Source organism: Acidimicrobiia bacterium (assembly GCA_041676705.1).
Lineage (GTDB): Bacteria > Actinomycetota > Acidimicrobiia > Acidimicrobiales > SKKL01 > Actinomarinicola.
In genome coordinates this window covers 179,658-193,395 of the sequence record JBAYRL010000002.1, presented here as the reverse complement: position 1 = coordinate 193,395, position 13,738 = coordinate 179,658, and the positions used below count along the sequence as shown (strand labels likewise).

The 13,738-nt window shown below is 58.8% G+C and carries 12 protein-coding genes; 10 read left to right on the top strand and 2 right to left on the bottom strand.

The window, feature by feature from the left end; all coding sequences use genetic code 11:
• Positions 1 to 4 precede the first annotated feature (4 nt).
• From WC184_04380 to WC184_04345, 8 genes are all read left to right on the top strand, one after another.
• A complete protein-coding gene (locus tag WC184_04380) occupies positions 5 to 3,508 on the top strand; it encodes a type I restriction endonuclease (GenBank protein ID MFA7477115.1) in 3,504 nt (1,167 codons plus the stop codon).
• Complete coding sequence (locus WC184_04375; protein ID MFA7477114.1) at positions 3,505 to 4,791, top strand: Gmad2 immunoglobulin-like domain-containing protein; 1,287 nt, start codon at positions 3,505 to 3,507, stop codon at positions 4,789 to 4,791. Before WC184_04380 ends, WC184_04375 begins: the two co-directional genes overlap by 4 nt.
• A gap of 174 nt (positions 4,792 to 4,965) precedes the next feature.
• Positions 4,966 to 5,877: a hypothetical protein gene (locus tag WC184_04370; GenBank protein MFA7477113.1), complete on the top strand. Its 912-nt coding sequence runs from the start codon at positions 4,966 to 4,968 to the stop codon at positions 5,875 to 5,877.
• Positions 5,878 to 6,129: 252 nt separating this feature from the next.
• Entirely contained in the window at positions 6,130 to 6,927 is a 798-nt protein-coding gene (locus WC184_04365; protein MFA7477112.1) for a DUF4214 domain-containing protein, read from the top strand.
• A 335-nt stretch (positions 6,928 to 7,262) separates the two neighbouring features.
• Positions 7,263 to 7,526, top strand: a complete 264-nt coding sequence (locus WC184_04360; GenBank protein ID MFA7477111.1) for a hypothetical protein — start codon at positions 7,263 to 7,265, stop codon at positions 7,524 to 7,526.
• A gap of 535 nt (positions 7,527 to 8,061) precedes the next feature.
• Positions 8,062 to 8,310, top strand: a complete 249-nt coding sequence (locus tag WC184_04355) for a hypothetical protein (protein MFA7477110.1) — start codon at positions 8,062 to 8,064, stop codon at positions 8,308 to 8,310.
• Positions 8,307 to 9,665 carry a hypothetical protein gene (locus WC184_04350; protein MFA7477109.1) on the top strand — a complete coding sequence of 453 codons (1,359 nt, stop codon included), beginning with the start codon at positions 8,307 to 8,309 and terminating at the stop codon, positions 9,663 to 9,665. The genes WC184_04355 and WC184_04350 overlap by 4 nt, the downstream gene beginning before the upstream one ends.
• A 67-nt stretch (positions 9,666 to 9,732) precedes the next feature.
• Positions 9,733 to 10,425: a DUF6308 family protein gene (locus tag WC184_04345; GenBank protein MFA7477108.1), complete on the top strand. Its 693-nt coding sequence runs from the start codon at positions 9,733 to 9,735 to the stop codon at positions 10,423 to 10,425.
• A 144-nt stretch (positions 10,426 to 10,569) separates the two neighbouring features.
• Here WC184_04345 and WC184_04340 read toward each other — a convergent pair whose 3' ends face one another.
• On the bottom strand, positions 10,570 to 11,013 hold the full coding sequence (locus WC184_04340) for a hypothetical protein (protein ID MFA7477107.1): 444 nt from the start codon (positions 11,011 to 11,013) through the stop codon (positions 10,570 to 10,572).
• 714 nt (positions 11,014 to 11,727) lie between these two features.
• Between WC184_04340 and WC184_04335 the strand changes: the two genes are divergently transcribed.
• Both WC184_04335 and WC184_04330 read left to right on the top strand, forming a co-directional pair.
• Positions 11,728 to 12,126, top strand: a complete 399-nt coding sequence (locus WC184_04335; GenBank protein MFA7477106.1) for a VOC family protein — start codon at positions 11,728 to 11,730, stop codon at positions 12,124 to 12,126.
• Positions 12,127 to 12,180: 54 nt separating this feature from the next.
• Positions 12,181 to 12,945: an SDR family NAD(P)-dependent oxidoreductase gene (locus WC184_04330; protein ID MFA7477105.1), complete on the top strand. Its 765-nt coding sequence runs from the start codon at positions 12,181 to 12,183 to the stop codon at positions 12,943 to 12,945.
• A gap of 74 nt (positions 12,946 to 13,019) precedes the next feature.
• Here the strand turns inward: WC184_04330 and WC184_04325 are convergent, their stop codons facing one another.
• Positions 13,020 to 13,616, bottom strand: a complete 597-nt coding sequence (locus WC184_04325; GenBank protein MFA7477104.1) for a 2-phosphosulfolactate phosphatase — start codon at positions 13,614 to 13,616, stop codon at positions 13,020 to 13,022.
• Positions 13,617 to 13,738 lie beyond the last annotated feature (122 nt).

Here is a 13,738-nt window from a genome sequence, read left to right as displayed (position 1 = left end):
TGGCGTGGACGAGGCGGCGTTTGAGGCGTTCATTTGCGACTGGCTTGTTGAGCGCGGTGGCTATGACGCGGTAAAGGTCGGCACGGCGCAGGGGGTACCGACGGATTTTGATGTGGTGCGGGGTTTGGATACGGCGGAGCTTTTCGCGTTCATTGGCGCTACTCAGGGCGAGGCGTGGGATCAGCTCCGGACGTTGTATGGGGATGCGGATCGGGCGCAGCGGGGGTTTGCTGATCGGTTAGTTAAGGAGTTGGAAAGTCGGGGCACGGTGGATGTGCTGCGGCATGGGGTGGTGGATTTGGGGGTGACGATTCGGTTGGCGTTTTTTCGGCCGGCGTCGGGGTTGACTCCGGAGTTGGTGGAGCGTTATCACAAGAACCGTCTGACGGTGACCCGGCAGTTGCCGTACGAAGCGGGGTCTACGAAGACCCTGGATTTGTGTTTGTTTGTGAACGGTGTCCCGGTGGCGACGGCGGAGTTGAAGAATCCGTTAACGGGCCAGGGTGCGGATCAGGCGATTGAGCAGTACCGGACCGCTCGGGACCCGAACAATTCGTTGTTGCGGCGGGCGGTGGTGCATTTCGCGGTGGACACCGAACGGGTGGCGATGACGACCCGTCTGGCGGGTAAGGCCACCCGGTTTTTGCCGTTCAACCGGGGCCATGACCTAGGCGCTGGGAACCCACCGAACCCGTCAGGGCATCGCACGGCGTATTTGTGGGAGCGGGTATGGCAGCGCGACGCCTGGCTCGATTTATTGAACCGGTTCGTGCACGTGAAGCCAGCGAAGAAGGGGACTGTGGCGGAGCCGGTGGTGATCTTTCCGCGGTTTCACCAGTGGGACGCGGTGCTGGCGTTGACCGCGGAGGCCCGCGAGCAGGGGGCGGGGCGGGATTGTTTGGTGCAGCATTCGGCGGGTTCGGGGAAGTCGAACACTATTGCGTGGTTGGCGCACCGGTTGTCGTCGCTGCATGACGAGGCGGATGCCAGGGTGTTTGACAAGGTGGTGGTGATCACCGACCGGCGGGTGCTTGACCGCCAGTTACAGGAAACTATTTATCAGTTTGAGCATGCGCACGGGGTGGTGGTGCGCATCGATGAGAACTCCCAGCAGTTGGCGGACGCGTTGGCGGGGGAACAGGCCCGGATTGTTATTACAACGTTGCAGAAGTTCCCGTTTGTTACCGACAAGATCGGCGAGCTACCGGAGCGCACGTATGCGGTGATTGTGGATGAAGCCCACTCGTCACAAACCGGTGATTCTGCTACCGCGCTGAAAGCGGTGCTCGGCACCAAAGCCCCCGAACCCGGCGATGGTGAGTTGGCGGATCCGGTTGAGGACGCGTTAGCCGCGGCGGTAGCGGCTCGGGGGCGGCAGGCGAACCTGTCGTTTTTTGCGTTCACTGCGACACCGAAAGCTCGAACGCTTGAGTTGTTCGGTCGTTATGACCCGGCGACGGATCGGCATGTGCCGTTTCACCTGTATTCGATGCGCCAAGCGATCGAGGAAGGTTTCATTCTCGATGTGCTCGCCAACTACGTCACCTACAAGACGTACTGGAACATCGAACAAACCACCCCTGATGATCCCGAGTACGACCCGAGCCAAGCGCGGGCGGCGATCGCCCGGTTTGTGTCGCTGCATGAACACAACCTGGCTCAGAAAGCGGAGGTGATCGTTGAGCATTACCGAGCGAAGGTTCGCCACAAGATCGGTGGGATGGCCAAAGCCATGGTGGTCACGTCTTCTCGGGAACACGCGGCCCGCTACAAACTGGCGCTGGAGCGCTATATCAACGACAAGGGCTACACCGATGTTGGGGTCTTGGTCGCGTTCTCCGGCACCCTCGATATCGACGGCAAGGACGAGACGGAATCATCAATGAACACGTTCCCCGAGTCCCAAACGACCGTCGAGTTCGACACTGATGCTTGGCATATTTTGGTGGTGGCTGAGAAGTACCAAACTGGGTTTGATCAGCCGAAGCTGTACGCCATGTATGTCGACAAGCCTCTGACCGGGTTGGCGGCGGTGCAGACCTTGTCGAGGCTGAACCGAACCTTTGACCGTGACGGGATCCGCAAAGACGGCACGTTTGTGTTGGATTTCCGTAACGAGGCCGAAGATATTCACGACGCTTTCGAGCCGTATTACGGGGCCACGGTGGCACCGCCGACCGACCCGAACCTGCTGTATGACACCCGGCATGCGCTTGACCTCTACGGGGTGCTGTGGCCCGATGAGATTGAACGCATGGTCACGTTGTTGCTAACAACCGGGAAAGATGCGCATAGACAAGTGAACGCGGCGTTGACGCCGGCGGTTGACCGGTTCCACCACGACCTTGACGACGAGGAACAGGAACGGTTCCGAGAAGACCTCAACCGGTTCATCCGCACCTACACGTTTTTGTCACAAGTGGTGGCGTTCACCGACCCGAAACTCGAACGGGATTACCTGTTTTGCAAAGCCCTCGCGGCGCTCATCAAACAGGGTGGCACCGAGGCGGTTCATCCCGATGTGGAGCTTACCCATCTAAAGGTCGACCAGACCTTTGAGGGTTCGGTCACTCTGGCTGAGACCACTGGTGAGGTCACCACCATCTTCGGTGGCGGTCGGCTACATGACCCCGAGGACGAACCGCTCTCGCAGATTATTGCTCGGTTGAACGAACGGTACGGCACCGACTTCTCGGCCGAAGACCGAGTGTTTTATGACGCGGTGTTCGATAAGCTCACCAAGCGGGCTGATATCCAGCAAGCTGCCGCGGTTAACCCGCCGGAGAACTTCAAGCTGGTTTTAGAAAAAGAAGCTATGGCTGGGGTCCTTGACCAGCTCGGGGTGGCTGAGGACATGGCGCTTGCCTATGTCGACAACCCTGACATGCAAGCCGATGTGATCGCCGCCTATCTCCCGTTTGTTCAAGGCCGCTCCAAGGTTAGGCATCAGGAGCACTGCGACATCGTTGATCTGCTTGGCCCGGACCGTGAATCCACGCACCTTGAATATAAAGCGACACTGCGTACCCACGCTGAGGGTGGTGAGGTGTTCAAGCCGCTTGAGACCGCCACCCTCAAAACCATTGCGGCGTTTATGAACTCCCGAGAAGGCGGAACCCTGCTCATTGGGGTGGCTGATGACGGCACTGTTCATGGCCTTGACTCTGATTACACCAGCCGCTCGAAGCGCGACCAAGATCCACGGGACTGGTTCTTGCAGCACCTCGCCAACATCATCTCAGCATCGATGGGTGACGCCGCTGCCACCCTCGTACGCCCCCAAATCCACCGGGTAAACGGCGGAGAGGTGTGCCGGGTACAAGTCGACCCCGCCGGATTCCCCGTCGACGCCAAAGTCATCATCCAAAAACCCGGCGGACCGAAAGAAACCCGCACCGAGTTCTACGTCCGGATCATCAACGGCACCAAAGCCCTTAACACCGTCGAACGCGAAAAATACATCCAGCAGCGGTGGGGTTATTCGGAGCAGAGGGGACTTGGTTTGTGAGCTGGGCCGTCGTTCTGGGTCTCGGACTCGCGTGGGGCTTCTTGCATGTATTTTACCGTTTGGTCGAGTCGGAGTGGCCAGCCAGCTATTACGTGATCGAGCGAGATCTGGACCGACGGATCAGCTCGTCACCTATCGCATACTTGGCGTTTCGATTTGGGCCCGTTTATGCGATGAGCGTGTTTTTGGCGGTAACTCTTGCCCGATTGGGCGAACCGATTGTGGTCCCGTCGCTTTTTCTAGGCGCATTACACATGGCATCCACTTCGGGTCGAGCGACGTTCAGTCTGATGAGGCGCGGGCAAGCAAGTAAGCGGCCGCTGGTGCTTACCTTTCACCTTCTGGTGAGCTTTGTTACGGTTGCTGTGGCGATTGCAGGCAGCCTCACCGAATCTTGGTACGCGGCTCTGGTGCCGCCGGCAGAAGAGCTCAGCTCTAACATCTGGACAGGACTTCTTGCGGGTGTTATCGGGGCCTTTCTCGTGCATGTAACACGGTTTGAGGGTGGTGACCTGCAAGGCGCTCTTGAGAAGTCCCGACAGGCCATTCCAGATGAGGTATGGGACTTCGCCCGCGACACGGCTCAACGAGTCAACGGGGAACCGCGTCTTGTCCACGCGTTTCTCCTTGTGGAGAACCTGCAGCGTCCTAAGTGGGTCCGGCGTGCCGAGCAGGTTGCGGGCCGGCTATTCGGCGCTGGGACATACGGCCCACTTCAGCTCAGTTTATCGGCACCGCGACCTGAGCTTGGTGCCCTTGAAAATGCAATTGAGCGTCGGTTTGCTGGCCAACGAGCACCGCTCATTCTCACTAGCTGGGGCGCTCCAAAGAGCGATGAGCAGTGGATCCGAGTGTTTGCTCTGGGCCACAACCCTTCCAAGGAGTTTGCAGACGACGTGGTACTTGCATACCAGTGGCTTGAGTATCCCCGTAGATCGAAAGCCCTGATTTTTACCGAGCGTAGAGCCCCGGACAATCTGCCGACCCTTGAAGTACATCGAGTTGGTAGGAAGGGAGCTACGATGCTCGTTTCCGGCACAGCTGTTGCGTACGAAGGTACGGTCGTCGTGCGTCAAGCTGACGAGTGGGGGCAAATACTCAAAGAGTCGTTTTTCACCTGCGACGTCGGTGCACCTGCCCGTGGTGCCTTCGAGGCTGAAATCGAACTCCTAACAGAGACCGCCACAGTCGAGCTGATGGATCAGGCGTTGCTCGAAGAGGAGACTCAGTCCAACCCCGTGGAGCTTTCCGAGCGGACCATCCGGATCCCCGCCATCAAATGAACGCTTCTACATCTGCGTCGATGCCCTGACAGCCTGATGAGGACCAGCAACTGACGAGCATCCGACGCGATCTGTCACCTGCTCAAAGAAGATGAACGGGATGTCCCTGACGTCTTCCTTGTCCCACCTGTAGGGTTGTTTGCGCCGTCGGGCATCGTCCGGACCGTGGTTCGCATGGCTAACTTCTACAACTTCAGCGGTGTCGATTTTCGGTGGGAACAGTGGGAAGACGACGGGCTTCCGGATTTGGTGGACCAGCGCCTGTTAGCGGTCGGTACTTATAGCCCTTCGGCGGTTGAACGGTGCATGGAGCTGGTGGACGAACTTGAGGATCGGATCGCTTCGGCCGGGAGTGCCTCGGGGGTGGCAGGCTTTTTGCGTGGAGCTGTGACCTGGACGGATGAGTGTGACCGGCGGGCGGTGTTGCGGACACTGGAACGCCTGGGCGGGCTTCGGGTTGACCCGTTGCCGTGGTTCAAGATCACCGAACCGCCGGTGAATATGCGTCGTCGAGTCCTGACCGATATTGAACGCGGTTTGGTGCGTTACTGTGCGCTAGCGAACCCGACCCGGGCGGCGATTGTCGGTGCATTGGACAGTGGCGTCGCGAGCGGGGAGCTAGCCGAGCTGCGGGCGTCGTCGGTGATGATTGACGGAACCGGTACCGCTGTTGGGCTCCGCTTGGGCGGAACAAGTCGACATAACCGCTCCGGTTACCCACAAGCCGCTCCTAGGACAACCGAGATCGCTTTTTGGGCACAACCAGCGTTTACTGAGCTGGCTACGCATTATCGGGACGATGAGTTGATCCTCTATGGCGGCAATTCGCCACGCCCAGCATCGCGGCAGTCAGCGGTTTTGATGGGGGCCCGCACGGTTCTAACCGACGCTGGGTTGAGTGGAGACGCGACGGTGCGGCCGCTTTCGATCCGAAATACGTTTGGTCGAGCGTTCTATGACTCCGGAAATGACCTCGAGGCCACCGCAGGAATACTTGGCCATGACGATTTCATGTCGGTGGCCCGCGAAATCGGGCTCCGCGAACACAAACCACGTCGACGGGTGAAGTCCGCCGCGGCGGCGTAGCTCATTGGCATAGTGACAAGGGGATTTCAGCGGCCTAAGGGGGTTGCGTCCTTTTCGGCCGCTCGGGACCGTACACGGCTCCATAGCTGCCTATAGCCAGCCGGGCCGGTAATTCGACTACCGGTGCTGTTGCAGCTGTTGGTTGCTGTCGCAACGAACCGCTTTTGGTAAAGCCTCAGACACAGGTTCCACGGCGTCGAAAACCTTTGTATGGGATGATCCCCGAGAGCATCAGCAGCCAGGAGGATCGCCTTGCTAAAGAAGATATCGACCGCGGTCGCAGCCATGCTGCTCGTACTCGGTGCCGCAGCACCGGTAACAGCCGACACCTCTTCTGCGATGGAGGGGTTTTTGGTGCGGGTCCATGCTGATTTGGGGCTCGGTGGTCCGTCGGTGAGCGATGTTGAGGCTGCGGTTTTGGCGTGGGAGGCGTGCGAAGCGTCTCCGGGCTCGTTGGTGATGGATCTTCTTGAGGGCCCATTTCTAGCTGAGCATGGTGATCTCAATAACGGTGATTTCATCGCGGCCGTGTACCAGCACGCGTTGCAACGCACTCCTGGCACTGCCGGGGCGGCCTATTGGGAGGATCTGCTTGATAGGGGGACGCCAAGGTCGGCGGTGGTGCTCAGCTTCTCTCAGTCGGCTGAAGTAATAGCTGCAACCGAGACCGGTACGTCCGGGGCACTTGGGGCGCCGTGCGAACCAGAACTCGACCCTGGAACCATCAACCCACCCGACCCGGGCCCAGGTGGTGGCTCAATGATTGAGTTGCCGAAGCCCCCGGCTCCGTCGGAGCCTGTTTCTGAACTGCGACGCTCATATCGGGAAGCTCTTGCTCGGATGTCTTCCAATGCGGTCGACGAGACTCCAGAGGGCGTGATCCACCGTCTCTACCACGCTGTCTTTGCCCGTCCAGCGGACGCCGAAGGACTCAAATATTGGGAGTCGCTCTCCGGCAAGGCGTATCGCCGGTCCATATCACCAGCCTGCTGCTGGCGTCGGACGAAGCGTCCTATTCACATACAGGTCTTGCGCCGGACCAGTTTGTAGAGATGCTCTATCGGCGAGTCTTGGGGCGAACGCCCGACAATGGTGGCTTTACCTATTGGACGTTACTCCTTCGTACAGGCAAACTCGACCGGGCCAGGTTCGTTGTCCTGTTAGCCCATTCGCAGGAGTTCATCGGATCGATCCGGGCCGCACACCAACCGCAGACCGACCAATAAACATCTCGGCCGGAAATGGTCACCAGCCCATTACTAGGCCTTCCCGATCGACGCGTTAGCTGCTTCAAGTGGGGTCGGCGACCCCGGCGATAGCCCGGTCAAATGGCGGCCCTGATGTGGTGGCCCGAGGATACGATGACGCCCTAGGAGGTGGATGCGATGGGCGATAGCGAGGGCAGTGAGCAGCAGTCGTCTGGTGGTTTGTCGGAGGAGGCGATTGCTGATGTGTTGGCCGGTCGGCGTAGCTATGACACCTTGCCTGGGCCCGAGCAGGCGGTGGTACGGGAGGCGTGGGAGGAGCGGATAGCGGCCCGTATCGCCACGCTGGACTTGGGAGCTGTATTTGAGGCGACGGGCCAGTCCTGGGTTGAGTTAGACGACGACGGCAACATCGTCGAACACACACCACGAAAGGCTGAATAGCTGCTTATCTGTCACAGCTATTTAGGCCCGTTGGTGTTTAGCCGAGTCGCTATCAGCGATTTGCCGGGGAGTGCCGTTGTTGGTTCTTCGGGATTGGCGGTTGGTCTCGTGTGCGCCAGAGGTGTGGTTGAGCACCTTTAGCGTCGATGAAACCAAAATCGAACAACCCCAAAGCTTCTGTTCGTTCAGTGTCGGATCCGGTTGTGTTGTGGTCCGACGTTGCCGGGACTGGCCCCATTCCGGAGGTTGAGGTACTACTTCGGGTTCGAGCTAAGGAACCGATTGCTGCTTCAACTCTGGGTCGGCTAGGTGAGCTTGCTGAGCGGTTCGCTACCCGGCTGGTAGCTACCGGTGTGGGTTCGTTGGCCGTGGCGACCGAGTTGGATTGTGACGGGTTTCTTTGGGCCCCTACTCGGCGTGGTAGGCCGCCTTCGATGCACACGGTGCATTTGCGGCGCACCGCGTTGCGGGACCTGTACCGGGTGCTGGCCGGCCTTGACCCCACAATTGTTGATCCCACGGCCCGGTGGGCCCGGTGCTACCTCGGCGGGTTGGGGCGAGTCGTGGTCATTCGGCCCAAGCTCAGACCGCTAACTACATCTCTGGGTTGCTTCGATCCGCTGGGGTGCAGGGCTCTGGGGTGCGGCCGGGTTCTATCCGGCTGTGGGCCGCGAGGACGGTACTGGAAACCGCTGGGGTTGAAGCAGCCGCCCGGGCGTTGGGGATTGGCAGTCTTGACGCCGCAGCCCGGGCGCTTGGCTACCAGTGGCAGCCGCCGCTATGAGCCGTCGCCACCGTCATCGGCCACCGCACCGCAACGACCACCTCGACGCACTGTTTGCTAGCCCCCTGATTCATGACATCGCCGCCGATATCGGGCCGGTGGGCCGTAAACGGCGCCGCCACCCCGTGGCGTTGCATTTGGCGTTTGGGGCCATGGCCCGCCTGTGGGGTTCCGCTAACCGTCTCGATGCTGAAACCGCCCACCCACAAACCTGGGCTGACATTGTGGAGCGGTATAACTCGGGGGCCGAAAACCATCCTGAAGGCGAAGTCCTCCATGCCGTGCGGGTTCCGCTTATCTCTGACACTTACCGGCATTTCCGGGACCGGCTCACCACCGATCCCTATCTCGACCGGTTCTCAGAAGCGTTCACCCACCACGCCGTAGCCACCGCTAACAGTGTTGGGCTGCTTGACCCCGGCGGTGGGGGTTCTCGAACTTACCCGGATCCGACCCGCACCATCTATGGCGACGGGACCGTGGTCCGGCCGCTGTATGACCCGGCCAACAACGGCCGAACCGACCCTGATGCTGAAGAACACGTAGGACATGACGGGCCGGTGTGGGGCAACGACCTGGTTATCATCGCCACCCGGGGCCCTCAGGTGCACCGCCGGGTGATTCTGGCGGTTGGGCGAGTGCATCAAAAAAGTCGGGAAGCCGACACCGCGGTCGCGCTAATCAGACAAGTACATGCCGAGGCTGGCGACGGGATTCAAGCCGTTGTTTATGACGGGGCGTTCCGGGGTGTGCATCACGAAACGATCATGAGCGAACTCGGCCTCATCGTGGTCAACAAAGTCCATCCCGCTAGCCGCAAAAAAGAGAAACGAACGTATCAACAAGTTCCGCTAGGCCAATGGGCACACACCGTGCTCAAAAATGAATGTGTCCACACCCTGGTTGCCCATGCAGGGGCGGTGCATGACAGCACGCTTGATGACAGCGGCAAACTGGTGCTCTCTGAACCGTTGCGACGCCAACAAATCCGGCGGTACACACGAGGACGCGACGGCGGATACCGCTTCACCCTCGGAGTCATTGTGCCCTGTCCGAAAGAGTCGTTCACCGCGTGGATCAGCCCACACCCCCAACCCGGCGACACCGGAAACCGCCGGCCCGACCAGCTCCGGTTAATCCACGAAAACGACGACTACTTCCAAACCCTCTACGGCTTGCGAAACGACAGCGAATCCATCAACGCGCACTACAAAGAAACCCTCAATGACAACCGGGCCTCAGCCCTCGGCTGGCGCCGCCAAGTCGTCGACCTCACCTCCTGGGCACTGCTAACCAACACCCTCGCCTGGCACCAGCACCGAATCTGCCAAGCTGAACGAAACAAAGCCGCCTGAGAGGTGGTTACCGCAGTCCCAAGTGTGTGGTCTCGGGGGGCTGTCAACCGTTAGTTAGGAGATCTCTATGCCAGGACTTGAGGGTGACGTTTGGCCTTTCCTTGACGGCTCGGCGACTGTGGAACTGGTGAGTGAGTACTTCGGCTCCGGCAAGGAGTCCCGCTCGCCTTTCACCGGGGCGCTCTTTGAGCGATTTGGCGGTGGTGGTGACGCTCCTGGACGCCGTCATAGCTTCGATCCCGCGGACCTAGTGGCGGTGACCCTGTTAGGTGTTGAGGTTCCTGGCCGAGCTGCACTGCGGATCCTCGACGAAGACGCGGCGGTGTTGAACGGCTTCCTTCAGGGGATCCCGGATGATGTCGATCTATGGGAGGCTGCTGAAGATGTGATCGCATCCGGCTCAGAAGCGGATAAGCTCTGGCATCACCTTGTTGATCTGCCGGGCGTTGGCTGGGTGACCGCTGGAAAGCTTCTAGCGCGCAAGCGCCCCCGTCTTATCCCGGTGTACGACCAAGTGGTGAAGGACGCCTTGATGCCTCCCGGGAAGGGTTTCTGGGCAGCGCTACATGCTGAACTGCAAAACCAACAACTCGTTGAGCGACTCAAAGAGATAAGGGCAGCAGCGGGCCTTGATGGTCGCATTTCGCTTCTCCGGGTGCTCGACGTTGCCGTGTGGATGCGAAACCGGGGAATCGAACAAGTCCAGAGAGACAGAGGCGGGCTAGCGCCCATTCCCTTCTCCCGGAGCCGCCGAAACTGACCGCTGCAACTTAGCCCCGCTGCCCCCTCGATCCCCTCTTCGCACTGCTATAGCGACGCGTCGTCGGCTTCCCCGAATCATGGCTGTAGGCAAGCTTCTGCTGTTGTTCCCAATTCAGAAGCTCCCGGCCAACGCAGCAGGGCGCTACGCAGTAGCGCCAGAGAGGTATTTCACGCAAGCCATCTCGAGAGCCTCAGCCAACGAGACCTGACGGGAATCGAACAAAGTTTGTGACTGCTCGCGTGCTTCATAGAAATAACGAACGGACTGAAATGTGTTGGCAACTGTGGCCAAGACCTGATCAATTGACTCGCCGTCCACCGGCTTGTACACGTCGCGCAGATGATCCAGAACCGGCTCTGGAAGCTTCTCGCTTAAGGCTTTCAAGTCATGGGTTCGGGGAACCTTGGTGCCCCCACCCAGGAGGATCGCCTTCATATAGAGTTCGCAGGCAAGGGCCAGGTTCACGCTCGCCGCAATAGGCAGCCAGTTGACGGTATGGAGTGCGACAGGTCGTTGCTCTAGACAACGTTCGCCCGCCAGATGAAATTGCCTGGCTTGGTTCAGAGCAATTCCTTCGGTAGTCACCCAGGAAGTCCTCGTTTCGGTGTGGAGATGCTTGGGCCGGGACGCCCCACCGAAACTACTTCTCTTGAGACTCCCATGCCTGGGTTGCGGCGCCTCCGAATGCCGTTTGCTACCAGAGGATCTGGCTCTGAAGAGCTTAAAAGCAAACACCAGCTAGCGCTAACGGGGAGAAGACACCCTGAAAGCAAAGGCGACAAATGGCCAGCCGCTTAGGAGAGCGCGCCTTGATGTTCGGCTCTCACTGCGTTCCAAAAACGGTCAGAAGACGTCCCAAGAACCACTCGCATATGGCGATTATTGCGGCTTAGAAGAGCAGGTCACACCTAATCCGCGGAAGTCCCACGAGGGCGGGACTTCCGCGCTTTGTTCCGCGTTTAGTTCCGCGTGTAAAAGCACTGTTTTACTTTAGCCGCGCCAGCCCCACCACCTATTTTCGGGCCGGTCACGGTAAAGGTAAAGAAATGTCCCAACGTTTGGTCTTGGTGGGGTTCGGCTGTTAATTCGGCTTCGTGGGTTAGTGAGCGTTTGGTCCAAAAGGATTGTGATGGGCGTAAAGTCGATTCCGGCCGAGGCGCGAGGCGTGCTCTCTGGCTAGTTCTCCGACTTAGCCACAGTTGTAAGTGTGGGCTTCGGTAAAACTTGGTTTCAGGCGACGGCCCGAGTTATTGCAACGGCACGTTAAAGTAACCAATAAGACACCCAAAAGGGGGATGGATGGCAAGCTTCACCGGTATTTCACACCTCGACTTATCTGTTTCCGACGTTGAAGCCAGCGCGCAGTGGTACGCCGAGGTTCTCGGGCTCAAACGGGTGGCAAAATCTGAACGCGAAGGCCGCACCATGGTGGTTTTAATTCACCCCGACACCAACTTGATCATCGGCCTAAACGAGCACCACACGGCTGATGTGCGTACTTTCGATGAACGGAATTCAGGGCTTGATCATGTTGGCTTTGCGGTACCGGAACGTGCCGATCTAGACGCTTGGCAAAAACGGCTGGCCGAAGCTGGGGTCAAGCATTCACCGGTTGAAGATGTCGAAGTGGGTGCTGCTTTAGTGTTTCGTGATCCCGACAACATTCAACTTGAGTTCTGGTGGACCAAACCTCGCTAGGAAACCAAGTCGGTAACGGCGTCACGCAATTGGCCTGCTTGTTAGGCTTCGACTATGGAAAATCCGTTTGACCTTAGTGGGCATGTGGCCCTCGTAACTGGCGGCAATAGTGGCATCGGCCTCGGCATGGCCGAGGGTTTGGCGGCGGCAGGTGCCAACGTGGCCATTTGGGGACGTAATGAAGCCAAGAACGAAGCCGCTGTCGAAAAACTAGCTACGTACGGAACTGACGTAGCCGCCTGGGTTTGCGATGTCAGCGATGAAGAACAGGTAGAAGCCAGCTGTCAACAGGCGGTAGAGCGCTTCGGCCACATTAATTCATGCTTCGCTAACGCCGGTGTGGGGGGTTTCGCTGAGAGTTTCCTAACTATGGACCTTGAAGAATGGCGCCGAGTAGTCAGCATCAATCTTGAAGGGGCCTTTCTCACTTTGCGAGCGGCCGCGAATCATATGGTTGAGCGCGGTCAAGGCGGCAGTCTCGTAGGGGTGGCATCGCTGGCCGCTATATCTGGTCAGGCCCGTGGTGAGCATTATTCGGCGAGCAAAGGAGGGCTTGTATCTATGATGCGCTCCATTGCCGTTGAACTGGCCCGCCACCAAATTCGAGCCAACACTGTTCTTCCTGGCTGGATCGATACACCCATGACCGGCGGATTCGACTTTGATGCCTTCCGCCAAAAAGTACTGCCACGAATACCTGCACGGCGTGTGGGCCTTCCTGAGGACTTTGGCCCGATCGCGGTTTACCTAGCCTCGCAATCGACCAATTACACCACTGGGCAAGAGTTCATCATCGATGGAGGCTACATGGCCTTCTAGATGGCCGCCTCGCCAGTGGCCCATTGATCTTGTTATGAGTTTCATGCGCTAACCGCACAAAACTCATAACAAGATCAACTCGTGCTTTCGATGTACGTGGTGGCGGAACGGCTAGAGCATGGAAACGGCGTGATTGGACTCAGCCAGGTTCCACCTGCGACATTAACGAACCCCCCGTCTGTCAACGATGGAACCGCCTGACTGGTGTCCACCTGGCAAGCAAACTCGAGGTCTTTGGACCAGCCTCGAGCAATGGCTTCACGACCAGATACGCAATTAGCAATCGTCTCCTGAACGTTCGATCTGAATCCTTCCCATAAATGGATGGCTCCCTCGGCTTCGGGTGAACGAGTGCCACGGAGTGTGCTGAGCACGGCTGCAGCTCCTAAGTGGTCCTCAAGCGAGGGCCGCAAAGAACCATCAGGCCAACGTTCGCCACAGGCGATCACAGTTGCGCTCTCATGGTGCTTAGTAACCCATTTGCCAACGGCGGTCGCGTTTCTTAAACAGGCTGCGTAAACGACAGCGCCCGTTTGGCCTTCCAACACAGCGCAGGTTGAACCATTCGGCGACGGTAAGACCACCCGGTCACTGGGGCCGAGGTTGAGCAGGCTCCTTGGTGAAAGCGAAGGCCCGTCGGCGGCTAGTGGGTCGGCCAGAACCGCGCGCATCTCCACAGCGTATTTGTGCCTAAAGGCTATTGGTTTATGCCGGAAGGCCATGCGCAGGGGGTCTGTTCGTTTTATCTCTGCTCACGGACTTGATGCGAAGCGTTGCTACAACACCGGCAGTT

Bases quoted from the DNA above. Each gene is read 5' to 3' on its own strand.
- WC184_04345 (MFA7477108.1), top strand. From the start codon at position 9,733: ATGCCAGGACTTGAGGGTGACGTTTGGCCTTTCCTTGACGGCTCGGCG.
- WC184_04360 (MFA7477111.1), top strand. From the start codon at position 7,263: ATGGGCGATAGCGAGGGCAGTGAGCAGCAGTCGTCTGGTGGTTTGTCG.
- WC184_04325 (MFA7477104.1), bottom strand. From the start codon at position 13,616: ATGCGCGCGGTTCTGGCCGACCCACTAGCCGCCGACGGGCCTTCGCTT.
- WC184_04370 (MFA7477113.1), top strand. From the start codon at position 4,966: ATGGCTAACTTCTACAACTTCAGCGGTGTCGATTTTCGGTGGGAACAG.
- WC184_04350 (MFA7477109.1), top strand. From the start codon at position 8,307: ATGAGCCGTCGCCACCGTCATCGGCCACCGCACCGCAACGACCACCTC.
- WC184_04335 (MFA7477106.1), top strand. From the start codon at position 11,728: ATGGCAAGCTTCACCGGTATTTCACACCTCGACTTATCTGTTTCCGAC.
- WC184_04330 (MFA7477105.1), top strand. From the start codon at position 12,181: ATGGAAAATCCGTTTGACCTTAGTGGGCATGTGGCCCTCGTAACTGGC.